The following is a 21,476-nucleotide window of genomic DNA, read 5'->3' on the forward strand; positions in this document are numbered from 1 at the left end:
GGTTATGATAGCTTTAACGGGTCAGTAATTTGGAAGGTTACAGTAAGAATTATTTTTTTGGTTACGCACACGCTACTCGTAAAAAGTAGAAAGCCTCCCGCAGCACGTGGCGCGGGAGGCTTTCCTTTTGTACAAACGGCTTACCCTTCCAATTGGGACTACTGAAAGAAGCTTGCGATGGACAGCGTATGATTTTACTGACGGGTTGTTTTACCAGATCCTATCAGAAGCTCTACGGTCGGCAATTTTACTTTCGCAGTTTCTCCAATCTTCTTTCAAGCCGGATGTATGTTCTTTAACGCCATTGTTTCGGCAAGGTTACGGCCGCAGTAATTTTTTTTAAGAACGGTAGCCGGGGTAATGCCGGGAGTCGCCGCCCGAGCCGTCGTAGTCGGAGTCGGAATCGTCGGGCAGGCTCTCTTCGGCGGGAGTGCTGCCGCCGGCCCGCGCTGTAGAGAGGGACTGAAGCAGCTCATCGGCGGCGGCTTTATCGGTAATGGAGCGGTGCTGGGGGGCCGCGGTGGGACCGGGGGCTTCGGTGGCGCCAGAATCGGGGGTGCTGCTGAGCAGCTTGGCCAAACTGTCGCCGAGGCGGGTAGCCGACTTCTTTAAGCTGGCTCGGGTGTCTTCGCCGGTTTCGGGGGCTAGCAGCAGGCCAGCTACTGCGCCGGCCGTGGCTCCTACCAGCAGCGAGAGAATCACTTTGCCTTTCGTGTCTTCCATAAACCTACGTGCGTTGAGAACCACCCCTGCCCACCGTGAGCCGGGACTCAGGTAACGAGCTACTCCCTGGAATTGTTAGCCAAAAAGCCCCCGCTTCTGGTCAGAAGCGGGGGCTTTTGCTGAATGCTGACGGTAAGCTTAGGCCTACAGGTCGTTTAGCATCTTCGTGATTTCGTTTTTCGATTTGCCGAGCTTGTTTTGCAGACGGCCTACCAGCTCATCACCTTTGCCTTCGGCATAATCGAGGTCTTCATCGGTAAGCTGAGCGAATTGCTGCTTCAGCTTGCCTTTGTTGGCATTCCAGTCGCCTTTCATCTTCAGGCTGCTGCCAACGCCGGTTACTCCCATGTCTTCGAGCTTCTCGATATAGCCTTTGAACTTGGCATCCAGGTCTTCGCCGTATTTCGAGAGCTGCTCACCCAGCTGGCCGCTGTACTTGGTAGCCAGGCCTTTCCAGTTTTCGCGGGTTGCCGAGCCTTTATCGGGAGCCAGCAGCATACCGGCAATGATACCGGCGCCAGCACCGGCCAGCGCAGCGAGGAGGATTTTACCTGAGTTGTCTTCTTCGTGGTACGACATGATCAGTAAGGGAGAGAGAAGTGAATGATTACGTTGGGTACTTGCGGGGCCCACCGTCAGGGAAGGTGAGCCGGCAATCTGGAGAACTATACGAAGCTCGGCGGCGGGGGTTTTAAGGCAAGGTAAAAATCGGCGCCGAAAAATCAGACCGTCAGACCATCAAACCGCCGGAGGCTACCGTACTTAGCGGCACTACGCGCGTTGTGGTATACTCATGTTTCACGAAAGCCCTCTTGCCTGTATGCAACAGCTTCTTTCGGCCAGTCTGCTGCTGGCGGTTTTGGCACTGGGCGGCTGCCAGCAGCCTGCCCCACCCACGGCCCAGCAACCAGCGCCGCCTTGCATTGATGAAAGTAAAATCCGTGGAGCTGCGGCGTGCACTATGCAGTACGACCCGGTGTGTGGCTGCAACACCAAAACCTACAGCAACGCCTGCGTAGCTACCAACGCCGGCGTGACAAGCTACACCAAAGGCGCCTGCCCCAGCCACTAAGCTTTCCGGTTATTCTCTCTTCTATTAGTTCTGATGTCAGAAAAACGCTACTTCCGCCAGCAAAAGCCATTCGTGGTACCCACTACCGACGGCAAGCTCATAGAGGAGCACATTGGGCTAGCCAGCACCCGCACCAGCCAGTACAGCGTGGCCCACATGGTCGCGCCGCCCCATTGGAGCGAGCCGCACCAGCGCCCGGAGTTTGACGAAGTCACCATTGTGGTGCGGGGCCGCAAGCGGTTTGAGGTAGATGGCGACGTTATCGAGCTGGCAGCTGGCGAGTCGCTGCTGATTAAGGCCGGGGCCCGGGTACGCTATTCCAATCCTTTTGACGAGGAGTGCGAGTATTGGTCGGTGTGTGTGCCGGCGTTTTCGCTGGACACGGTGCATCGGGAGGAGTGATGCTAGACCGGAGACGGTGAGACTACGTGCTGAATGACTGGTAAAGCGCTGCTTCGCTCGCCTCCCCCGAAAATGCGTAGCTTGAGCTATGGACCAGCGCATTATTAACCTGTTCGACGAATACACGCACGCCCCGCTTTCGCGGCAGGAGTTTCTGGAGCGACTGGTGAAGCTGGCGGGCGGCACGGCCCTGGCGGCTGCGGCGCTGGCGGCGCTGGAGCCTGGCTACGCCCAGGCGGCTACCGTGGCGGAGGACGACAAAAACCTCGTGAGCGAGGACGTCACCTGGCCCGGCGAGGCCGGCGTGACCATGCGCGGCTACCTTGTGCGGTCCAAAGGCCGGAAGAAGCGCGGCGCCGTGGTAGTCATTCACGAAAACCGGGGCCTGACGCCCCACATCAAAGACGTAACGCGGCGCGTGGCCCAAGCCGGCTACCTGGCATTGGGGGTTGATGCGTTGTCGGGGTTTGGCGGCACGCCGGCCAACGAGGACGAGGGCCGCACGCTGATTGGCAAACTAGATGCCGAACAAAACCTTAATAACTACCTTCGGGCCCTGGCCTACCTGCGCGCCCGCCCCGATTCCAACGGCCGCACCGGCTGCGTGGGCTTCTGCTGGGGCGGGGCCCTGGCCAACCGCCTCGCCACCCACGACCCGCAGCTGAACGCCGCCGTGGCCTACTACGGCCGCCAGCCCGACGCTGCCGAAGCCCCTGCCATCAAGGCACGCCTCTTGTTGCACTACGCCGGCCAGGACGAGCGAGTAAATGCCGGCATAGCCGCCTGGGAGGCAGCCTTGAAGGCGGCCGGTGTGCGCTTTGAGCAGTACCTATACAAAGGTGCTCAGCATGCTTTCAACAACGACTCCTCCCCCGCCCGCTACAACGCCGAAGCTGCCAAACTAGCCTGGGACCGTACGCTGAAGCTGTTCCGGGAGGCGCTGGGGTAGAGGTGATAGGTGAGGGAGTGAATGGTAACAGGTGACAGGAGAACGGTCATGCTGAGCTTGCCGAAGCATCTCTACTGGGGGTAACCTCAATCGTGCGGACGAAGCGGCAGAGATGCTTCGACAAGCTCAGCATGACGGTCCTCCTGTCACCTGTTACCCCCTCACCTATCACCTCTCACCTCATCACTTCCCATTACATCCGCTGCTCGGGTTTGGCGGCGGGCAGGGGCTTGCGGGGTAGTTTTTGGTCGCGCATGGCGGCCTGGTACACGAAAGAGGCCACGATGACGGACGCCTGCTTGAGGTCGTCGGCGGGCAGCCGCTCGTAGGTGTCCATGTTGGTGTGGTGGGTGCGGGTACCGTAGTCGAGTGGGTCCTGGATGAATTGAAAGCCGGGCAAGCCTACGGCGTCAAACGACAGGTGGTCGGTGCCGCCGGTGTTGCGCAGCGTGACGGTGGTGGCGCCCAGGTCGGCAAACGGCTTCAGCCAGTCCTGGAAGATGGGTACCACGGCCTCGTTGCCCTGGGCGTAGATGCCCCGGATTTTGCCGGCGCCGTTGTCGAGGTTGAAGTAGGCGGCCAGCTTTTCGTGTTCCGGCAGCAGCTTCATGGTGGCAGGGTCGGCGAAATGGTTTTTGACGTAGCCGCGGGAGCCGTGCAGACCCTGCTCCTCGGCGCCCCACAAGGCAATGCGGATGGTGCGGCGGGGCTGCACGCCGGCCGCCTTCAGAATGCGCACGGCCTCCATCATCACGGCGCAGCCGGCGGCATTGTCGGTGGCGCCGGTGGCGGCGTGCCAGGAGTCGAGGTGGCCGCCCAGCATTACTACTTCGCTTTTCAACTTCCGGTCGGTGCCCGGAATTTCGGCCACCACATTGTAACCCTGTAAGTCCTGGGTTTGGAAGCGGGTCCGGGTTTCCAGCTCCACCTCTACCGGAATGCCCGCTTCGGCCAGCCGAATCAGGCGCAATTGGTCTTCGGGAGCCATTTCCAGCTCGGGCAGCACGGGCTTGGCGTCGGCGGCGTAAGAGGCGCCGTTGGAAGTAAAGAACGTGCCGTCGGAGCCGCCGCGGGAGCTAAGCACCGCTGCCGCGCCTTCGGTCAGCAGCATGTCGCTGAGCTTGGTGCGCAGGGCGGCGCGGGCGCGCAACGCGGCAACGCGCTCCGCATCGGCGGCGGCCGGGGAGGTAGCGGGAGTACCGGGGGCGTAGTCGGCCAGCTTCTTCAGCTCCTCGTCGGTGTAGCGCCGGGCGTCGGCCTCGAAGGTGAGCTTGGGCGGGTTGACGACCTCCAGCACCACAATTTTGTCGCGCAGCTGGCCTTTGTATTTGTCTAGGTCCGCTTCCGCAGCGGCTTTCACCACGGCCACCTGCTTTTTCACGACTCCGCTGGTGCTGGGCGTCCAGGCTTTGGGGGCGCCGACGAGGGTGTGGTAGTAAGGCGCCGTCATAGCCACGTACGACTTCTCGATGTCCCAGCCGCGGCCGAAGGTGCCCCACGGCTCGATGGCGGCGTTGGCGAGGCCCCAACTGGTGAGCTGCTTTTGCGTCCATTGGTTGGCGCGGGCCAGGCCGTCGGAGCCGGCCAGGCGGGGGCCGCACACGTCGGTCAGGTAAAAGGCTGTTTCCATCACCTTGGAACGGTTCAGGCCTTCGTCTTTGATTTTAGCCAGCATGGCCGGGTCGGCCTTGGTGCCGGTCGTCTGCTGGGCCGCGGTGGGCGCGGCCAGGGCCAGGCCGCCGGCCAGCGTGAGGAGTCGGAGAGTATGCATACGGAGCGGAAAAGAGCGTGAAAAATGGAAGTGCAAATCAAGAGAAACCTCTGGCAACCAAAGAAACGAAAGCAGCGGCAGCGTTGCGCAAAGTCTGTACCTTGCCTAGCTTCACAACGCACCGGCGGCCACGCACGCTTCCCGCTTATTTATTTCGCGTATTCACCCTATCCTCTTCCTGATGCCATTTCGCTCTATTCTACTTCTGCTTTTCTTGCTGGTAATTCCTCTGTTAGCCGGAGCACAGGCCAAAGACAGTAGCTACGCTGCTAAAATGAAGGCGCCCGGTGTGCGCATGATTACCGTGGATGGGCGCTACAAAGTATGGACCCAAAAGGTGGGGCAGGGCAAGATCAAGCTACTGCTCTTACACGGCGGCCCAGCCAACAGCCACGAGTATTTCGAGAACTTTCCGGCGTATCTGACCAAGGAAGGCGTGGAAATATATTTCTACGACCAGCTGGGCTCCTACCATTCAGACCAGCCCAAAGACACTACCATTTGGAACATCAGCCGCTTCGTGGACGAAGTAGAGCAGGTGCGCCAGGGCTTGGGCCTGGAGCAGTTTTACCTGCTAGGCCACTCCTGGGGTGGACTACTAGCCTTGGAGTACGCCGCCAAGTATCCAGCCCAGCTGAAAGGCCTTATCATATCGAATATGGGCTATAGTGCCCCCATCTACAACAAGTACCGGTTTGGACTGTACGCCGACATCGTCCGCAGCCAGGCCGCTGCCGCCGGCCGCCGGGTGCCCGCCGCCGACAGCTTAGTGGGCCAGAGGCTGTATCCACTAATCACTAAAGAGGTAAGGGACGAATTTTTTCGGCAGCACATGCTACGCCTGGATAAGGAGCCCGAGCCGTCCGTCCGCAATTTTGCCCATATCAACCAGAAAGACCGGATACCTATGTTCCGGTCGCTGGCAGTGTGGGATTTTACTGCGCGGCTGCCGCTCATTCAAGTTTCTACCCTGCTGCTGGGTGCTCAGCATGACTTTGTACCTCCCTCGTCCTATTCATTTATGCAAAAGCAGATGCCGCGTAGCCAGGTATACATTTGCCCTGCTGGTTCTCACTTTGCCATGTGGGACGATCCGCAGCACTATTTTCCGACGCTGCTGAAGTTTCTGAAAAAGACAAACCGCAGAAGCTAGCCGCGGCAGCTGTCTAGCGTTTTCACCCGTACTCCGTTGATAGCACGAGACTCCAGCCTCACGCCATCGTTTACTTTTCCCGCCGAAACAAAAACGATACGATGCGCGGCGTGCCAGCGCGGTGCTCGTCATCAAACCACTCTTGCAGGCGCTGGCAGCTGAACCCATGGCGCCGGGCGCTTTCCGTGAAGTCGGAAATGTGGTGGACGTAGCATTCTAGCTCGAACACGCCGCCCTCAGCCGTGTCGAAACGGGCCTTGGAGCCCTGGTACTGCTTAAACGGGTGCAGTTCGCCGATGTAGAACAGTCCGCCGGGACGCAGGGCCATTTGGGCCAGGGCAAACACCACGTCGAGGCGCTGGATATGCTCCAGGATGAGGCTGCACGTGAGCAGATCGGCCGGGGCGGTTAGCCAGAACCAGGGCTGGGTAATGTCGGCTTGCTGAAAGCGCACATGCGGAGGCTGAGGTGCGGCCTGAGCCCGCGCCAGCATCTCGGAGGAGAAGTCGACGGCCGTGAGCCGATGAGCCCGTTGGGCCAGCCAAGCGGTGTTCTTGCCGGTGCCGCAGCCCAGCTCCACCACCTCCGCATACGAACCTGGGGGCAGCACGGCGCGCAGCACCTGTGCCTCCAGGTCGCGGGTAAGGTTGCGGACCATATCGTAGCTGCTGGCCCAGGTGTTGTAGGCTTGCTGAACGTTCATGGCAGAAGGTACGTGTTTTACCAGCAGCAGCCCGGTTCTGCTAACTCACCGTCGGCGGATTGCGGTTGGGTACGGGCGGGCCGCCGGCCAGCTGGCTTACCATGTCGTCGAGGATGGCTTTGCCGTAGCCGATGCGGTGGGCATACTCCAGGCACAGGCCGTACTCGCGGGGGTCAATCTGCCCGTCTTGCAGCATCATCTGCACCAGGGTTTGCAGCTCCAGGGTGCGCTGCAAGCCGTCGGCGGGCACGATAAAGCTCAGCACATCCAGGTTTTCGGCTATGGGCTGCACGTCCTCGGCGCTCAGGCCCAGCCGCTGCCCCAGCTCCAGCAGAAACTGACTTTCGCTGGTATCAATGGCCCCATCGGCAGCGGCCACAAGTATCAGGTTCTGAAAGAAAGCCAGCTTCTTATGCTGGGTGTCAAGGAGTTGGTCGAGAGTGTGGGTGGTTTGCATGGTTGAGTCGGTGAAAGCAAAAACGCTTTAGCTAAACAGCTACTAATGAAACGGGCAGCCGCTGGCCTCTTCTACGGGAACGGCCGGCAGTGGGTGGGCGGGCTCCCCTACCAGCTGCACGTTCCGCATTACGAAGCCACTACGGGGTAAGGTGGGCATGCGGCTCAGGTCGTAGCCCAGGTCCTGCGGCGGCAGCTCGTAGCGCAGACGGCTGCTCAGAAAGGTAACGGCGTGCTTCAGGACTTCGATGGTTATCCACTCGCCGGCGCAGCGGTGGCCGGTGGCGTAGCCTCCCCCACCCTGCGGGATAAAGTCAAACGGATTCTCCTGCCAGTTGCGGAACCGGTCGGGCCAGAACGTATCGGGGTCGGGCCAGAGGTGGGGGTCATGGTTGGTGCCGTACACATCGAGCAGTACCAGCCGGCCTTTCGGGAAGCGGTAGCCGTGCCAGGTGAAATCTTCACATACCCGCGCGCCCAAAAACGGCGCAAGCGGCGAGTGGCGGCGCACCTCCTGCACAAACAGCTCGGTGTAGTCTTCTTCAGGATTTTGCAGCAGTTGCCGGTAAGATGGGTGCCCGTGCAAGGCCACGGCCGCAAACGTCACGTAAGTAGCAATGGCCACAATAGGCCGCAGCAGGTTGATCAACTCCACGGCCGCCATCTGGTCGCTGAGCAGTTTCCCATCCGGCTCCCGGTGCCTGGCAATGGCGGCCAAGGGCGAGTTGTGGGCCGGCCGTAGCGAGCCGCGGCGCACGTGCCGGATAACGTCCCGAATCCAGCTTTCGGCCCGCTGCCGGGCCTGCTTGCCCCGCGAGTGCCGGGCCCCCACTGCCCCAAAGGCATCTACCATAGCCCCAAAGTCGGCGGCCCGCCGGCGTACTTCCGCCTCCCGCAACGGCACCTGGCACCAGGCGCAGGCGGCCCGGCACAGAATGTCCTGCACCTCCGGGAACAGCACTACCTCCGGCTATTGCTCCCAGCGGCGGGCGGCGGTTTCCCACTCGCGGGCCAGCAGCGTCAGCAGGCGGTGGCGGCTGCCGGGCGTCATCACGGCCATAAACATGTCTTTGCGGCAGCGGTGGTTGGTGCCGTCCAGGGTTTGCACGGCATCCTGGCCCATGAGGGTGGTTTGCACCCGGCGCGGCACGGCGCCCAACCGCACGAAGCGGCTAGAGTTGTAGAACAGTTCGGCGCCTTCGGGACCGTGCAGGCAAATCACCGGCATGCCCAGCAGCCGGATCTGGAAGATGTCGGAATCGAGCCGCTCACTGCGGTTCAGCAGAAACGGAAACCCCTCGCGCAGCAGGTCCAAGGTAGAATCAAAGCTAGAGTCGCGCGGAATGGCGGGCATAGCAGGCAAGTATTTGCCTGCTTCCTACGGCTGGCCGGCAGCCGGGATGCGGAGGAGCTTGGCAGGTATTGCGTAGCGGATGCCACGGCATACTTGCCCGGCCAAACTGAAACGGCGGAATCTTAATGTCTTCTTGACTCTGGCATAACCTGTTATATAGGGTATCGAAAATAGTTTTGTGACGTGCAACACCGCACACTGTCACCCCCATTCCACCCTTCTTCATCACCCTATGAAAACCCTTGTGCTATCCTCCATCGGCGCCCTACTGCTTGCCGCTTGCACCACCCCCACCACGCCGGCACCCTCCACCGCCTGCGTTGATGCCAGCCTGAAAAATCCCGCCGTGCTGTGCACCGCCGACTACGACCCCGTGTGCGGCTGTGACGGGAAAACCTATAGCAACGCCTGCAACGCTACCAACGGCGCGGGCGTCAAGTCCTTCACCAAAGGCGCCTGCCCGGACAAGAAGTAAGGGGTACCGCGTCTCTGTATCTAATAAGAAAAAAGCCTGACCGGTGTGGTCAGGCTTTTTCATGCGGCAGTTAATTATCTGCTCGCCTAGCTATTCATCTGCTCAATCACGCCCACAATGTCTTCCGAGATGCCGGTGCTGCTGAAGCCGCCGTCGTGCAGCAGGTTTTGCATGGTTACGTAGCGGGTCAGGTCCGAGAACAGGCTGATGCAGTAGTCGGCGCAGGCTTCGGCCGGGGCGTTGCCTAGGGGCGACATCTTGTCGGCGTAGTCGAAGAAGGCGTCGAAGCCGCCCACGCCGGTGCCGGCCGTGGTTTTGGTGGGCGACTGGCTGATGGTGTTTACGCGCACTTTCTTGAGCTTGCCCAGGCGGTAGCCGTAGTTGCGGGCGATGCTTTCGAGCACGGCCTTGGCCTGCGACATGTCGGTGTAGTCGGGGAATACGCGCTGGGCGGCAATGTAGCTCAGGGCCACCACCGAGCCCCACTCGTTGAGGGCGTCCTGCTTCTCAGCCACGGCCATCATCTTATGAAACGACAGCGCCGACACGTCCAGGGTTTTCAGAAACCACTCGTAGTTCAGCTCGCCGTAGTGCTTGCCCTTGCGGATGTTGGTGCTCATGCCGATGCTGTGCAACACGAAGTCGAGCTTGCCGCCGAGCTGCTCCTGAGCCCCGCTGAACAGCTTCTCCAAATCCTCCACCGACGTAGCATCGGCCGGGATGATGGGGGCCTGGCACTCCTCAGCCAGCCGGTTGATTTCGCCCATGCGCATGGCCAGCGGGGCATTGGTCAGCACGAACCGGGCGCCCTCGGCGTAGGCGCGCTGGGCCACTTTCCAGGCAATAGACCGTTCGTCAAGGGCACCCGAAATGATGCCGACTTTACCGGCGAGTAGGTTGTTAGGCATATGGTGAAATGAGTGAATGAGCGAATGAGTGATTAATTGAATGATGCCGGTCAGCTTTTATGTCTGACCAAAGGCCTCATTGACGGCTGGCAAGTTAGCCATTCACTCAGTTACTCATTCGCTCATTCACCTATTTCTCACCCCGCCATCTCGGCCCCGCGCAGGGCTAGCAGCTCCCGGGCGCTCTGGAAGGCGTGGGGGCTGGGATTGGCGCCGGATATCATCTGGGCAATTTCCTGGATACGCTCGTCGAGGTTGAGCGGGCGGATGCGGCTCACGGTGCGGTCGGCGCGGTCTTCCTTGTACACGAAATAGTGCGCGTCGCCGGCGGCGGCCATCTGGGGCAGGTGGCTGATGGCAATGAGCTGGTGCTTCTTGGCCATCTGCTGCATCATGCGGCCCACTTTCACCGCAATTTCCCCGCTGATGCCGGTGTCAATTTCGTCGAACACTATCGTGGGCAGGGCGGTTTTGTCGGCCAGCATGTACTTGATGCACAGCATCAGCCGGGAGAATTCCCCACCCGAAGCGGCTTTGCTCAGGGTCTGGGGCTGGGCGCCCTTGTTGGCCGTAAACAGAATACTAATCACGTCGAGGCCGCTGGCGGCCAGGGGGCCCTCCTGGTGCTGCACCACAATGCGGGAGTGCGGCATGCCCAGGTCCGCGAGCAGGGCGGCCAGTTCCTTCTCAAACTTCGGAAACGATTTGCGCCGGGCCTCCGAGAGGCGGGCGGCCTGCTTGGTGGCCGTGGCCAGGGCGGCATCGGCGTCGCGGCGGAGGCGGCCGATTTGCTTGTCCAGGTTCAGCACCGAGCCCACTTTGTCGCGCAAGTCGTCGCGCACGGCCAGCAGGGCCACCACGTCGCGCACCTGGTGCTTGCGCTGGAGGCTGTAGAGCACGTTCAGGCGCCCTTGCAGCTCATCGATGCGGGCTGGGTCGCCCTCGGTGCGACGCTCGGCAGCTTCTATTTCGTCGGCAATGTCGTGTAGCTCAATCAGGCAGGAGTCGAGGCGCTGCTTCAGCTCCTTGGCCTGCTCTGAGTAGCTGGCAATCTGCCCTAGCAATGTGGAGGCCTCTTTCATGCTGGAGGCGGCGCAGTATTCACTTTCCGAGAGGCTTTGCAGGGCGTGGGTCAGCTTGAATTTGATTTCCTCGGCGTGCTCCAGCTCCTTTACCTCCTGCTCCACTTCCTCCTGGTTTTCGTTGTCGAGGCGGGCGTCTTCCAGCTCACTGAGCAGAAAACTGTGGTAGTCCAGCTCCTTGTTGGCCTGGGCCACCCGGCTTTCCAGCTCGCGCAGTTCGGCGTCGAGCTTGCGGTACTGGCGGTAGGCGCTGCTGTACTGGCTGCGCGTGGGCACGAGGCCAGCATAGAGGTCGAGCAGGTTGAGCTGAAACACGGCATCCCCGAGCAGCAGCGTGTCGTGCTGGGAGTGGATGTCCATGAGGTTGGCCCCGATGTGGCGCAGGGTTTCCAGCGTCACCGGCGTGTCGTTCACGAAGGCCCGGGACTTGCCGCCGGGGCTGATTTCGCGGCGCAGAATGCACTGGGTGTCGTAGTCCAGGTCTTCGGCCTCAAAAATGTCCTGAAGCTGGTAGCTGCTGATGTCAAACTGGCCTTCAATCACGCATTTCTTCTCCGTGTCGAAGAGCATGCGCGAGTCGGCGCGGTTGCCGAGCAGCAGGCCAATGGCGCCCAGCATGATGGACTTACCGGCGCCCGTTTCGCCGGTGATGATATTGAGCAAGGCCGAGGGCTGCAGCTGGAGCTGCTCAATCAGGGCGTAATTGCGGATGCGAAGGTCAATCAGCATAACAAACCACGTGAGGGAGCTGACAAAAAGAAAAGCCACCATCACTAGGTGGCTTTAGCAAAGCTACTAACTCCTTTAGTGTTATGCCAATAGTTTTTGCAAAACAAAATTTTGGGTGCTAAAAAATTTCTCGCTGAGGTCCGCTGAGGTTTACATAGAGGTTCGCTGAGGGCTACTGGCGCAGGATGGACTGGTATTTGGCGGAGTTGGTGGGGTCTACTTCGCTGAGCAGGGTTACGACCTGGGTTTTCTGCTGCTGGTCGGGGCTGGTGCGGAACACGTTGGCAATTTCGTCGGCCTTGGTGGTGAAAAAGGCGCGGGCCAGTAAGGTGCCGGGGCGGCGCTGCACCGCCTGCTGCACGCCTTGCAGCGCCGTGGCAATGCTGGCGCGGGCTTCCTCGGGCTTGGTAATGAACACGTCCATGCCCTGGCGGTAGTAGGCGTACATGCCGGTGCGGAAAGCTTCCAGCTGCGGATCCTGGAGGTTGTTGAGCAGCCAATACCGGTTGCTGGCTTCACTGTCGCTCCACCCTGCGTCGTTTTCATTGGTGACGTTCTGCGACAAGGCATTCGTCTGAATCGTGCGGGCCCGGTCGTAGTAGGGCGAGCCGCTCAGGCGGGCGAAGCTGTCCTGGTCCATGCCAATGATGATGTAGGCATAAAAAGACAGCAGTGACGACAAATTGCCTACGAACGTATTCTCCGAGTAGTCGAGCGGGTTTTGGGGTGAGTAGTTGAACACCCAGCTGGGGTCGGCGTAGCTCAGCAGATTAGTTTCGTAGCCGGTGCCGTACACGGGGCGGGTGCTCAGAATGCGCACGGTGGCCCGGTACGTGCCGGTTTGCGGAATATCCCGGATGCCGATAAACAAGCGACACCGAATCCGCTCCTCGGGCCGGTAGGTTTGGTTGGTGAAGGTGCGCGTGTTAAGAAACGTCTGGATGTCGTTCTGCATCTGCTGAATCAGCTGGCGGTCCGCCACGGTGACGTTTTCGGTGGTGACGCGCACTTCGCTGAGCAGTTCCTGGGCGCAGACGGCGCCGGGTGCCAGCAACAAGGCCAGCAGGAGCAGCAAAGAAGGCAAAAAGAGGTTACGCATGATGGGGCAAACGGGCAAGAACGGTACGCACGATGTCGCGGGCCACCTCGGCCTTGAGCTTCAGCTCAAAGGTAGTCACGCGCCCGTCGGCTTCCAGCAGCGTCACTTGGTTGGTATCGTGCCGAAACCCGGCTCCCGCGTCGCGCAGGGAGTTCAACACTACCAGGTCAAAGTTTTTGCGCCGGAGCTTGTCGAGGGCGTAAGCCCGCTCATCGTTCGTCTCCAACGCAAAACCTACCGAATATTGTTCAGGCCGCTTCGTTCGGCCCAGCGTAGCGGCAATATCCACGTTCTTGACCAGCTCCAGCGTGAGCGTGTCGCCGTCTTTTTTGATTTTCTGGGTGGCCGCCTGCGCCGGCTTATAGTCGGCCACGGCGGCGGCAAACACCCACACGTCGGCCACCGGAGCCACGGCAGCGGCGGCGGCATACATCTGGTCGGCTGTTTCCACGCGCTGAGTACGGATGCGCGCGGCCGCAGGGTCCGGCAGGTTGGTAGGGCCGCTGATAAGGGTCACGTTCGCGCCGGCCTCGGCAAAGGCTTCGGCCAAGGCGTAGCCCATTTTGCCGGTGCTGTGGTTGCCGATGAAGCGCACCGGGTCCAGTGGTTCATACGTGGGGCCAGCCGTGACGAGGACGTGCATTTTTTTGAATTAAAAATTAAGAATTAGGAATTAAAAATTGGAACGTATAGCACAACGAGGTGAAGCTATTTGGAAGATTGTTTGAAACATACAAGACCGTCATGCTGAGCCCCGCGAAGCATCTCTACCGCTTCGCTGAGCAAGCGTTAAAAATTAGCCAGAGGTAGAGATACTTCAACAAGCGGACGTCAGATGAAGCATGACGGTCTATCAACTTCCTAAACAGCTTCTCTGCGCAAGACTCTCAACCCTCACACAAGGCGAAGACGCCTCACTATTTTTACTTGTTACTTCTCAGTTTCTACTTGAAAAACCTTTCCAGCTCCGCCACAATGTCTTCCGGCTCCAGCATGCGGCCGGGGCCGCTAAGGCCGCTGGCCAGCTCGCCGGCGGGCGAGTCCCAGATGGTATTGCCGTAGCTGCGCAGGCGCTGGAGGTTGGCCTGAGTGGCGGGGTGCTGGTACATATCGAGGTCCATGGCCGGGGCCAGAAACACGGGGCAGCGGGCCGAGAGGTAGACGGCATCGAGCAGGGTTTCGCAGAGGCCGTTGGCGAGGTGGGCCAGGGTATTAGCCGAGGCCGGCGCCACCACCAGCGCATCGGCCCACAACCCCAGGTGAACGTGGTTGTGCCACTCGCCGGCTTGCTCGTCCTTCAAAAAACCCTGCAATACTGGCTTCTTAGAAAGCGTGCCCAGCGTAAGCGGCGTCACGAAGGCCGTAGCCGCCGGCGTCAGGAGTACCTGCACCTCGGCGCCGGCTTTCACCAGCAGCCGCACCAGCACCACCGACTTATACGCCGCAATGCTGCCGCTCACGCCCAGCAGTATCTTACGCCCTTGCATGATTTAGAAGTGAGAAGTCAGAGGTAAGAAGTGAGAAAACTGAAAGCCAGAACGTCATGCCTTATCTGACGTCCGCTTGCCGAAGCATCTCTACCGCTTACCGCTTTGTTGCTAACAACAGAAGTTAGCCCGCGGTAGAGATGCTTCGGCAAGCGGACGTCAGATAAGGCATGACGTTCTTTTATCCTGGTCGTATTCTGCCTACTCCGCCTTGCGGGTTTCGGTTTGCTCTTCTTCCTCGGGAGTATGGAAGTACACTTTGCCTTCCAGGAACTCCTCTACGGCCAAGTTAGTGGGCTTGGGCAGCCGCTCGTAGTGCTTGCTGATTTCGATTTGCTCCCGGTTCTCAAACACCTCCTCCAGGTTATCGACGGTGGTGGCAAACTCGGCCAGCTTGCTATTCAGCTCTTCCTTCAGCTTCACGGCAATCTGGTTGGCACGCTTCGAAATGATGGCAATGCTCTCATACACGTTGCCGGTGTCCTCGGTGAAGTCCGACATGTTGCGGGTCACGATGGAGGCGGGGACGTTATTAGGAGTCTTCATATCAGGAATGTGAAAATGTGTTGGTAATGTGCGGAATGTGGCTGAAGGCAGTAGATGTGAAAAGTAAGAACATGCGTGGCCGCACAGCCAGCTTTATCATTTTCATATTCTACCACATTCCGCACATTAATTTGCGGCAGTTGAGTCGGCGGGTTTGAGCTTGGCTACCTGCTCACGGGCGTCTTCGTACATGCGCTCGGCGTCCTTGAGGTTTTTGCTTTTCGGATAGGTATCCACGAAATTTTGGTAGAAGGCAATGGCTTCCAGGTACCGTTCGCGCTGCTTTTCTTCCACGCTTTCGCGGGCCAGGTCGTACTGAGCGCTGAGCTTCAGGAAGGCGGCTTCCTCGTTGAAGGCCGAGGCCGGAAACTGCTGCTGGAAGCCCGCCAGCGCCGTCACGGCCGACTGGTAGTAGCGGAGGTCGTAGTAGAGGCGGGCGCTGCGGAAGGCCTTGTTCTCCAGCTTGGTTTGCAGCTCCCTGGACATATTCTCGGCCTCGGGCCGGAACTTGCTTTCGGGGTAGCGGTTCAGGAAATCCTGGATGCCTTCCAGGGCCGAGAACGTGCTGGTTTGGTCGAGCTGGAACTCCGGCGAGTCGCGGAACTGCGACTTGGCGTACATGAAGTTCGCCTCTTCGGCGTAGGGCGAGTTCGGGTAAGTGTCGGCAAACTGCCGGAAGTAGTAGGCGCTGAGCGTGTAGTTGCGCTGGCGGAAGTTGGTATTGGCAAAGTAGAACTGGGCTTTCTCAGCCTCAGGCCGGCCCTTTAGCAGCGGAATCAGCTCTTCCAGCAGGGTGCCAGCCTTGAAAAAGTCGCCTTTCTCGTAGTATTGAATGGCAGCTTCGTACTTCTTGTTTACGTCGGTGCTCTTGAGCAGCTTCTGGTAGCCGCTGCACGAGCCCAGCAGCAACGCGCTCAGCAACAAGACAAACAAGGTAGGGCGGAAAGACAGCATAAGGGGCGCAAAGGTAAGGATAAATTGTAGCCGCGGCAGCACTTCTCCACCAGGAGCTTCCTACTTGCGGCCGGCCACCGGCGGGGGTGCCGGGCGGCGGGGCTTGGGTTTGGCCGGGGCCGGCTTGCGGACCGGGGCTTTCTTCTTGACGGGAGCGGCCTTTTTCTTGGGCTTGGCCGGCGCCGCAAAGTGCTTGCCTAACGTCAGGCGGCGCGTAGGGCGTTCCTTTTCCCGCCACTGGAAACCCTTGAGCTTCTGGTCGGCGGGCGTCAGCTCGTGGGGTGGAATAAAGCTGGCATCGGGGTTGGTGCGGAAGGTGATGGTCTGGAGCTTGCGCTGGTCGAAGCGCAGGGCCATGGTGGCGGCCACGGCTTTGTTCAGGCCGCTCACGGCCGTGTCGCCCTCAAGAGCATAGTAGAGGCTCTCGGCGTTGCCAAGCACATCCACTTTTTTTATGGCACTCTCCCGGAAGTAGGCCACCATGGTGCGGCCCTTCACCTGATTGAAGTTCAGCAGCGTATCCTGGCCCGCAATGAAGGCGTTGCCGTACAGGCGCATCTGGTCGATTTTGCCGCGGCGCTGCTGAATCTCCATGCTGTCGGCCGTGAGCTGGTTGCGCTCATTCCAGAGTACCGGGTCGTGGCTGAGGTAGATGACGGAGTCCTGGCGGTTGTAGGTCAGCGAGTCGCAGCGGCCCTGCAAGTCGCGGCGGAAGATGCGCACCTTGCGGTAGGCGTAGATGATGCCGGCCTCGTTGCGGGGCGGGCGCCCTTCCACGCTCACCAGCGTGTCGGCCGATAGGTAGAGCGTGTCCCGGTCCGAGATATTGCGCATCACCGGGCGGCTGCCGTACACCTTGGCCCGGCCCTCCGTGCGCCAGTACCGCCCCACGTCGCCCCGAATCACGAGGTTGTCTTTCTTCGAGGTCATCGACACGCGGCCGGTGGCCACACCGTACTGCCGGGCTTCGTCGTACATCAGCCGGTCGCCGCCCAGCAGGTAGTTCGGCGTCTCGATTTTGGCATTCTGGGCGAAGTTGGATACGCGCGTGATGGTATTGTAGGTACCATTTTCGGCATAAAGCGTGCCCTGGCGGCCCTTGATGCGCGTGGGCCCCAGAAACGTAGCCACCTTGGAAACCGTGTTGTACTGGAGCGTGTCGGTGTCGATGGTGTTGTCTTTGGTTACCAGCTTCACGTCGCGCTTAAAGCTGAACACCTTGCTCTGGGTGTTGTAGTAGCCGAAGCGGCTGTCGAGGGTGTTTTCGGGGTCCTGGAGGTGGCCGCCGGTGCTGTAGTAGGCCAGGTTGCGGTTCAGGTCGTAGTCGAGGGCTTGGGTGGTGAGCGTCATGCGCGGGTCGCGCATGGTCACGTTACCGGTGAGGCGGGCCTGGCGGGTGTCGCCGTCGTAGGTGCCCCGGTCGCCGGTGATGGTGATGGTGTCGTTCTGGATGATACGCACATTGCTAAATGCCTCCAGCGCATTGCGCTCCGTGTACTGATAGGCTGAGTCGCAATAGAGTAGCGTAGTACCCTGCCGAAAGCTCACGTTGCCTATGATCTTCCGTATCTCGACGCCGTTAAAATCACCTCCCACCAATTTGCCAGCACCAGGCAGTAGCTCAATCTGCTGGCCTTTGGGCGGTGCGGGTTGGGTGCCGGGGCGCGGTGCTGGAAGCTGCTGCCCCCACACCAGGACCGGCAGCAGCAAGAGAAGGAAAAGGAAAACAGACTTAGGAAAGGACATTTCAGCGCAAAGGTACGGAAGGCCCGCTGCTAACGGCTTTCTTTGCGGGATAGTGTAGTACCATCTCTTCTCCGAAACCTCACCCCCTAGCCCCCTCTCCAAAAGAGAGGAGGGACTAGTTGCTAGGTTAGCAAAGCTAGATTCTAGTTCCCCTCCTTGGAAAGGAGGGGTTAGGGGTGGTTGATTGACGGTAGAACGATGTTAGAACTAGTGCTAAAAATCGTTCTGTCGATTGTCAACTACCCCCAGCCCCTCCTTTCTAAGGAGGGGAACTAGAGCTAGAAAACTAGTCCCCCCTCTCTTTTGGAGAGGGGGCTAGGGGGTGAGGTCCACGTCTGCCATGCTCGACCGTATTCAAGCTTACATTCAAGAACACCAGCTCTTCTCCCCTACCGATAAGCTGCTCGTCGCCGTCAGCGGCGGGCTCGACTCGGTGGTGCTGGCCCACGTGCTGCGCAAGCTGGGGGTGGCGTTTGCCGTGGCCCACTGCCACTTCGGGCTGCGCGGCGAGGAGGCCGACGCCGACGAGCAGTTTGTGCGCAAGCTGGCGGCCCAGTACGACGTGCCCTACTTCGTGGAGTTCTTTCAGACCAAGCAGTTTGCCCAGCAGGAAAGCATTTCAGTCCAGATGGCGGCCCGCGCCCTGCGCTACGAGTGGTTTGAGCGGACGCGCCAGGCCCAGGGCCTCGACTACATTGCCACGGCCCACCACCAGCGCGACACGGCCGAAACCATGCTGCTCAACCTCACCCACGGCACCGGCCTGGCCGGCCTGCACGGCATCCGGCCCAAAGCCGGCCGCCTGGTGCGGCCCCTGCTGGCCGTGGGCAAGGAAGACCTGTATGACTACGTGGTGGAAAACCGCCTGATTTGGCGCGAAGATGCCTCCAACGACTCGCCCGTGTACCAGCGCAACCGCCTGCGCCTGGAGGTGCTGCCCGTGCTGCGCGACATCAACCCCAACCTCGACCAGACCCTGAGCATTACGGCCGAGCGGGTGGGCGGGGCCGAGGAAATCGTGCGGCGCTACGTGGAGGAAACCGCCGCCCAGGCCCAGCGCCAGGAGCCCGAAGCTACCTACCTCGACATCCGCACTTTGCAGCGCACGGCCGCCACCACGCTCGTGCTGCACGAGCTGCTGCGGCCCTTCGGCTTCTCTTACCTGGTGGTAAAAGACATTGTGCACAGCTTTGGAGCCGAGCCAGGCCGGCGCTTCGAGTCGCCGACGCACCGGCTGGTCAAGGACCGGGAGCAGCTGGTCATCACCCCGCGCAGCCTCACCAAATTCGGCACCCACCAGCTCCAGGCCGGGCAGGAGGCCCTGAAAATCGACGGCCTGCACTTGCGCACCGAGCTGCTGGAACGCACCGAGGGCTTCGACATTCCGCGCGGCAAAGCCGTAGCCGCCCTCGATGCCGACCAGCTCAAATTTCCGCTCACGGTGCGCCCCTGGCAGGAGGGCGACTGGTTTATGCCCATCGGCCTCAAAGGCAAAAAGAAGCTTTCCGACTTCCTCATCGACCAGAAAGTGCCCCTCAACCTCAAAGACCAGGTGCAGGTGCTCGTCTCCGCCGACGGCAAAATAGCCTGGGTTATCGGCTTCCGGCCAGATGAGCGGTTCAAGGTGACGGACGAAACAGAACGGGTGCTGGTGGTGAAGCGGATGTGAAGTGTAGAAATGAGAAGGTGAGACATGAGAAGTGAGACTTTATGCACTGGAAGCTATGCTGCCTGAACAAAGTCTCACTTCTCATGTCTCACCTTCTCATTTCTATAAAGTAGCTTTAGGCTCCGAATTCAAACGTACCACCCAATTCCATTCTCTGATGAAAGTTACTGTAGTTGGAGCCGGCAACGTGGGCGCAACCTGCGCCGACGTATTGGCCACCCGCGAAATTGCCAACGAGATTGTACTAGTTGACATCAAAGAAGGCTTCGCCGAAGGCAAGGCCCTCGATATCTGGCAGAAAGCCCCCATCATCGGCTACGACTCCCGCACGGTGGGCGTCACCGGCGACTACAGCCGCACGGCGGGCTCCGATGTGGTAGTCATTACCTCGGGCCTGCCCCGCAAGCCGGGCATGAGCCGCGACGACCTGATTTCGACCAACGCCGGCATCGTGAAGTCGGTAACGGAGCAGGTGGTGCAGCACTCACCCAACGCCATCATCATTGTGGTGTCGAACCCGCTGGACGTAATGACCTACCAGGCCCACCTAACTTCGGGTTTGCCCCGCGAGAAGGTGTTTGGCATGGCCGGCATCCTGGATACGGCCCGCTACCGCGCCTTCCTGGCCGAGGCCCTCAACGTGAGTCCCAAAGATATTCAGGCGGTGCTCATGGGCGGCCACGGCGACACCATGGTGCCCCTGCCCCGCTACACCACCGTGGGCGGCATCCCTGTGACGGAGCTGATTGAGAAAGACAAGCTCGACGCCATTGTGCAGCGCACGGCCGTGGGCGGCGGTGAGTTGGTGAAGCTCATGGGCACCTCGGCCTGGTACGCCCCCGGCGCCGCTGCCGCCCAGATGGTCGAGGCCATCGTGCGCGACCAGCGCCGCGTGTTCCCCGTGTGCATCGAGTTGCAAGGCGAGTATGGTATTAACGGCGTGTACCTGGGCGCCCCGGTTATTCTGGGCAAAAACGGCATTGAGCGGGTTATCGAGCTGCAACTCAACGACGAGGAAAAAGCTCTGCTCGAAACCTCCCGCGGCCACGTGAAAGAAGTAATGGACGCTCTCGACAACATGAGCCAGGCTTCGGCCTAGGTGTAGAAGTGAGAGGTTAGAGCCTAGAACTTAGATTCTGGGCTTGATACTAGAAGGGCCACTTGGCAGCTGTCCAGGTGGCCCTTCTAATATTTAAAATTTGCGCAATCCAATTAATCTGCACAATCTGCGCTCCTACTTCTGGCTGGCGCGGAAGAGCTTCTGCTTTTCGTCTTTTGACAGGCTTTCGTAGCCGGAGCGGGAAATCTTATCCAGAATCAGGTCGATTTCGTCTTGCTCGGGCCTGGGAAAGGCACTTTTCTTGGGGGCCGGCGCGCTGGGGGCTGGGGCCGGCGTGCTACGGTGCGATACGCGCAGGCGGGGCCGGCCGCTGAGCAGCGCCCCTACCCAGTCGCCGACGGCCTGCACGGGGCGGCCCAGGTCACGGCCGCGCTGGAGCTGCTTCACAAACAGAAAGCCGATAAGCGCCCCGCCAATGTGGGCAATGCCGCCGCCGGGGTTGCCCTGGTTAATAGCCAGCACCGACAGCAGAATTACCACGGCCGCAATGTATTTGATGCGCACGGCCCCAAACAGAAACAGCATAAACGTGTACTCCGGGAGCAGCGTGGCCGCGGCCATAATCACGGCCGTCACGGATGCTGAGGCGCCCAACAAGGGCATCCCCACCATGCCACGCAGGGCCGGCAGCAAGTTGAAGGCCAGCAGAAACAACACGCCACCCGCCAACGCCCCCAAGACGTACAGACTCACCAGCCGGCGGTTGCCCAGGTATTCACGAATGAGCGCCCCAAACCAGTACAGGTTCAGCAGGTTGAACAGAATATGGAACGGTCCTTCGTGGGTGAAGGCGTACGTAAGCAGCGTCCAGGGGTGGCGTAGCAGGGAAGGCAAGTCGGAAGGCAGCACAAACTGCCGCAGCACGCTGGGATAATACTCGAACGTACCCGACAGCCGCATCACCGCGTTGGTGAGCACCAAGAACACGAATACCAGCACGTTAATCAGCAACAGCTGATTCAGGGCATTGTCGCGGCGGCTAAAAGCGGTCCGGATGTCATTGAAAATACTCATGAGTGAGGCAAGTTTGAAAGTCGGGCCACGCAGGGCAGCGGCCGCAACGAAGCGGTAATTTCCG

General features: G+C 60.2%; 22 protein-coding genes and 1 pseudogene. 7 read left to right on the forward strand and 16 right to left on the reverse strand.

Annotated elements, in window-relative coordinates:
• Window positions 1-339 precede the first annotated feature (339 nt).
• Together OIS53_RS09830 and OIS53_RS20395 are read right to left on the reverse strand one after the other, a co-directional pair.
• A complete protein-coding gene (locus OIS53_RS09830) occupies window positions 340-723 on the reverse strand; it encodes a YtxH domain-containing protein (RefSeq protein ID WP_264682232.1) in 384 nt (127 codons plus the stop codon).
• Window positions 724-867: 144 nt separating this feature from the next.
• Entirely contained in the window at window positions 868-1,302 is a 435-nt protein-coding gene (locus OIS53_RS20395; RefSeq protein WP_319805488.1) for a CsbD family protein, read from the reverse strand.
• Between the two features lie 241 nt (window positions 1,303-1,543).
• Here OIS53_RS20395 and OIS53_RS09840 point away from each other — a divergent pair, with 241 nt between their 5' ends.
• The 3 genes from OIS53_RS09840 (at window position 1,544) to OIS53_RS09850 (ending at window position 3,146) form a co-directional block, all read left to right on the forward strand.
• Complete coding sequence (locus OIS53_RS09840; RefSeq protein ID WP_264682233.1) at window positions 1,544-1,795, forward strand: Kazal-type serine protease inhibitor family protein; 252 nt, start codon at window positions 1,544-1,546, stop codon at window positions 1,793-1,795.
• Between the two features lie 33 nt (window positions 1,796-1,828).
• Window positions 1,829-2,197: a cupin domain-containing protein gene (locus OIS53_RS09845; protein WP_264682234.1), complete on the forward strand. Its 369-nt coding sequence runs from the start codon at window positions 1,829-1,831 to the stop codon at window positions 2,195-2,197.
• A gap of 88 nt (window positions 2,198-2,285) precedes the next feature.
• Window positions 2,286-3,146: a dienelactone hydrolase family protein gene (locus OIS53_RS09850; protein WP_264682236.1), complete on the forward strand. Its 861-nt coding sequence runs from the start codon at window positions 2,286-2,288 to the stop codon at window positions 3,144-3,146.
• A gap of 193 nt (window positions 3,147-3,339) precedes the next feature.
• On the opposite strand, the gene OIS53_RS09855 is transcribed toward OIS53_RS09850, so the two are convergent.
• Window positions 3,340-4,917 carry a M28 family metallopeptidase gene (locus tag OIS53_RS09855; protein ID WP_264682237.1) on the reverse strand — a complete coding sequence of 526 codons (1,578 nt, stop codon included), beginning with the start codon at window positions 4,915-4,917 and terminating at the stop codon, window positions 3,340-3,342.
• A 274-nt stretch (window positions 4,918-5,191) separates the two neighbouring features.
• Here OIS53_RS09855 and OIS53_RS09860 point away from each other — a divergent pair, with 274 nt between their 5' ends.
• Window positions 5,192-6,070, forward strand: a complete 879-nt coding sequence (locus tag OIS53_RS09860; RefSeq protein ID WP_264682238.1) for a proline iminopeptidase-family hydrolase — start codon at window positions 5,192-5,194, stop codon at window positions 6,068-6,070.
• A gap of 70 nt (window positions 6,071-6,140) precedes the next feature.
• Here the strand turns inward: OIS53_RS09860 and OIS53_RS09865 are convergent, their stop codons facing one another.
• From OIS53_RS09865 to OIS53_RS09880, 4 genes are read right to left on the reverse strand one after another with little or no spacing between them, the layout of a single operon-like run.
• Window positions 6,141-6,773 (reverse strand): class I SAM-dependent DNA methyltransferase, encoded by a 633-nt coding sequence (locus OIS53_RS09865; protein WP_264682239.1) that lies wholly within the window; start codon window positions 6,771-6,773, stop codon window positions 6,141-6,143.
• A 40-nt stretch (window positions 6,774-6,813) separates the two neighbouring features.
• The gene (locus OIS53_RS09870) at window positions 6,814-7,230 is read right to left on the reverse strand and encodes a TerB family tellurite resistance protein (protein ID WP_264682240.1); all 417 of its coding nucleotides are present in this window, start codon (window positions 7,228-7,230) and stop codon (window positions 6,814-6,816) included.
• A gap of 42 nt (window positions 7,231-7,272) precedes the next feature.
• The gene (locus OIS53_RS09875; protein WP_264682241.1) at window positions 7,273-8,190 is read right to left on the reverse strand and encodes a cytochrome P450; all 918 of its coding nucleotides are present in this window, start codon (window positions 8,188-8,190) and stop codon (window positions 7,273-7,275) included.
• Window positions 8,191-8,199: 9 nt separating this feature from the next.
• The gene (locus OIS53_RS09880; protein ID WP_264682242.1) at window positions 8,200-8,583 is read right to left on the reverse strand and encodes a cytochrome P450 family protein; all 384 of its coding nucleotides are present in this window, start codon (window positions 8,581-8,583) and stop codon (window positions 8,200-8,202) included.
• A gap of 232 nt (window positions 8,584-8,815) precedes the next feature.
• Between OIS53_RS09880 and OIS53_RS09885 the strand changes: the two genes are divergently transcribed.
• Window positions 8,816-9,058, forward strand: a complete 243-nt coding sequence (locus tag OIS53_RS09885; RefSeq protein WP_264682243.1) for a Kazal-type serine protease inhibitor domain-containing protein — start codon at window positions 8,816-8,818, stop codon at window positions 9,056-9,058.
• An 86-nt stretch (window positions 9,059-9,144) separates the two neighbouring features.
• On the opposite strand, the gene OIS53_RS09890 is transcribed toward OIS53_RS09885, so the two are convergent.
• From OIS53_RS09890 to OIS53_RS09925, 8 genes and pseudogenes are all read right to left on the reverse strand, one after another.
• On the reverse strand, window positions 9,145-9,966 hold the full coding sequence (locus tag OIS53_RS09890; RefSeq protein ID WP_264682244.1) for an enoyl-ACP reductase FabI: 822 nt from the start codon (window positions 9,964-9,966) through the stop codon (window positions 9,145-9,147).
• A 137-nt stretch (window positions 9,967-10,103) separates the two neighbouring features.
• Window positions 10,104-11,777 (reverse strand): DNA repair protein RecN, encoded by a 1,674-nt coding sequence (gene recN, locus OIS53_RS09895; RefSeq protein WP_264682245.1) that lies wholly within the window; start codon window positions 11,775-11,777, stop codon window positions 10,104-10,106.
• Window positions 11,778-11,949: 172 nt separating this feature from the next.
• The gene (porD, locus tag OIS53_RS09900) at window positions 11,950-12,876 is read right to left on the reverse strand and encodes a type IX secretion system protein PorD (RefSeq protein ID WP_264682246.1); all 927 of its coding nucleotides are present in this window, start codon (window positions 12,874-12,876) and stop codon (window positions 11,950-11,952) included.
• Window positions 12,869-13,519 (reverse strand): phosphopantothenoylcysteine decarboxylase, encoded by a 651-nt coding sequence (locus OIS53_RS09905; protein ID WP_264682247.1) that lies wholly within the window; start codon window positions 13,517-13,519, stop codon window positions 12,869-12,871. The genes porD and OIS53_RS09905 overlap by 8 nt, the downstream gene beginning before the upstream one ends.
• Window positions 13,520-13,826: 307 nt before the next feature.
• A pseudogene (locus OIS53_RS09910) lies at window positions 13,827-14,363 on the reverse strand (flavoprotein); the annotation flags it as partial.
• 201 nt (window positions 14,364-14,564) lie between these two features.
• Window positions 14,565-14,909 carry a DNA-directed RNA polymerase subunit omega gene (locus OIS53_RS09915; RefSeq protein ID WP_264682248.1) on the reverse strand — a complete coding sequence of 115 codons (345 nt, stop codon included), beginning with the start codon at window positions 14,907-14,909 and terminating at the stop codon, window positions 14,565-14,567.
• A 126-nt stretch (window positions 14,910-15,035) separates the two neighbouring features.
• On the reverse strand, window positions 15,036-15,863 hold the full coding sequence (locus OIS53_RS09920) for an outer membrane protein assembly factor BamD (protein ID WP_264682249.1): 828 nt from the start codon (window positions 15,861-15,863) through the stop codon (window positions 15,036-15,038).
• A gap of 60 nt (window positions 15,864-15,923) precedes the next feature.
• A complete protein-coding gene (locus tag OIS53_RS09925) occupies window positions 15,924-17,573 on the reverse strand; it encodes an OstA-like protein (protein ID WP_264682250.1) in 1,650 nt (549 codons plus the stop codon).
• Window positions 17,574-17,949: 376 nt separating this feature from the next.
• Here OIS53_RS09925 and tilS point away from each other — a divergent pair, with 376 nt between their 5' ends.
• Window positions 17,950-19,278 (forward strand): tRNA lysidine(34) synthetase TilS, encoded by a 1,329-nt coding sequence (gene tilS / locus OIS53_RS09930; protein ID WP_264682251.1) that lies wholly within the window; start codon window positions 17,950-17,952, stop codon window positions 19,276-19,278.
• A gap of 157 nt (window positions 19,279-19,435) precedes the next feature.
• On the forward strand, window positions 19,436-20,377 hold the full coding sequence (mdh, locus tag OIS53_RS09935; protein WP_264682252.1) for a malate dehydrogenase: 942 nt from the start codon (window positions 19,436-19,438) through the stop codon (window positions 20,375-20,377).
• Between the two features lie 135 nt (window positions 20,378-20,512).
• Here the strand turns inward: mdh and OIS53_RS09940 are convergent, their stop codons facing one another.
• Window positions 20,513-21,412 carry a rhomboid family intramembrane serine protease gene (locus OIS53_RS09940; RefSeq protein ID WP_264682253.1) on the reverse strand — a complete coding sequence of 300 codons (900 nt, stop codon included), beginning with the start codon at window positions 21,410-21,412 and terminating at the stop codon, window positions 20,513-20,515.
• Between the last annotated feature and the right edge of the window lie 64 nt (window positions 21,413-21,476).

This window comes from Hymenobacter sp. YIM 151500-1 (genome assembly GCF_025979885.1).
Classification (GTDB): Bacteria; Bacteroidota; Bacteroidia; order Cytophagales; family Hymenobacteraceae; genus Hymenobacter.

Excerpts from the sequence above, each read along its gene's own strand:
- OIS53_RS09845 (WP_264682234.1), top strand. The coding sequence starts at position 1,829 with ATGTCAGAAAAACGCTACTTCCGCCAGCAAAAGCCATTCGTGGTACCC.
- tilS (WP_264682251.1), top strand. The coding sequence starts at position 17,950 with ATGCTCGACCGTATTCAAGCTTACATTCAAGAACACCAGCTCTTCTCC.
- mdh (WP_264682252.1), top strand. The coding sequence starts at position 19,436 with ATGAAAGTTACTGTAGTTGGAGCCGGCAACGTGGGCGCAACCTGCGCC.
- OIS53_RS09940 (WP_264682253.1), bottom strand. The coding sequence starts at position 21,412 with ATGAGTATTTTCAATGACATCCGGACCGCTTTTAGCCGCCGCGACAAT.
- OIS53_RS09915 (WP_264682248.1), bottom strand. The coding sequence starts at position 14,909 with ATGAAGACTCCTAATAACGTCCCCGCCTCCATCGTGACCCGCAACATG.
- OIS53_RS09890 (WP_264682244.1), bottom strand. The coding sequence starts at position 9,966 with ATGCCTAACAACCTACTCGCCGGTAAAGTCGGCATCATTTCGGGTGCC.
- OIS53_RS09880 (WP_264682242.1), bottom strand. The coding sequence starts at position 8,583 with ATGCCCGCCATTCCGCGCGACTCTAGCTTTGATTCTACCTTGGACCTG.
- OIS53_RS09860 (WP_264682238.1), top strand. The coding sequence starts at position 5,192 with ATGAAGGCGCCCGGTGTGCGCATGATTACCGTGGATGGGCGCTACAAA.
- OIS53_RS09920 (WP_264682249.1), bottom strand. The coding sequence starts at position 15,863 with ATGCTGTCTTTCCGCCCTACCTTGTTTGTCTTGTTGCTGAGCGCGTTG.
- OIS53_RS09850 (WP_264682236.1), top strand. The coding sequence starts at position 2,286 with ATGGACCAGCGCATTATTAACCTGTTCGACGAATACACGCACGCCCCG.
- OIS53_RS09840 (WP_264682233.1), top strand. The coding sequence starts at position 1,544 with ATGCAACAGCTTCTTTCGGCCAGTCTGCTGCTGGCGGTTTTGGCACTG.
- OIS53_RS09855 (WP_264682237.1), bottom strand. The coding sequence starts at position 4,917 with ATGCATACTCTCCGACTCCTCACGCTGGCCGGCGGCCTGGCCCTGGCC.
- OIS53_RS09905 (WP_264682247.1), bottom strand. The coding sequence starts at position 13,519 with ATGCACGTCCTCGTCACGGCTGGCCCCACGTATGAACCACTGGACCCG.
- OIS53_RS09885 (WP_264682243.1), top strand. The coding sequence starts at position 8,816 with ATGAAAACCCTTGTGCTATCCTCCATCGGCGCCCTACTGCTTGCCGCT.
- OIS53_RS09865 (WP_264682239.1), bottom strand. The coding sequence starts at position 6,773 with ATGAACGTTCAGCAAGCCTACAACACCTGGGCCAGCAGCTACGATATG.
- OIS53_RS09870 (WP_264682240.1), bottom strand. The coding sequence starts at position 7,230 with ATGCAAACCACCCACACTCTCGACCAACTCCTTGACACCCAGCATAAG.
- OIS53_RS09830 (WP_264682232.1), bottom strand. The coding sequence starts at position 723 with ATGGAAGACACGAAAGGCAAAGTGATTCTCTCGCTGCTGGTAGGAGCC.
- porD (WP_264682246.1), bottom strand. The coding sequence starts at position 12,876 with ATGCGTAACCTCTTTTTGCCTTCTTTGCTGCTCCTGCTGGCCTTGTTG.
- OIS53_RS20395 (WP_319805488.1), bottom strand. The coding sequence starts at position 1,302 with ATGTCGTACCACGAAGAAGACAACTCAGGTAAAATCCTCCTCGCTGCG.
- recN (WP_264682245.1), bottom strand. The coding sequence starts at position 11,777 with ATGCTGATTGACCTTCGCATCCGCAATTACGCCCTGATTGAGCAGCTC.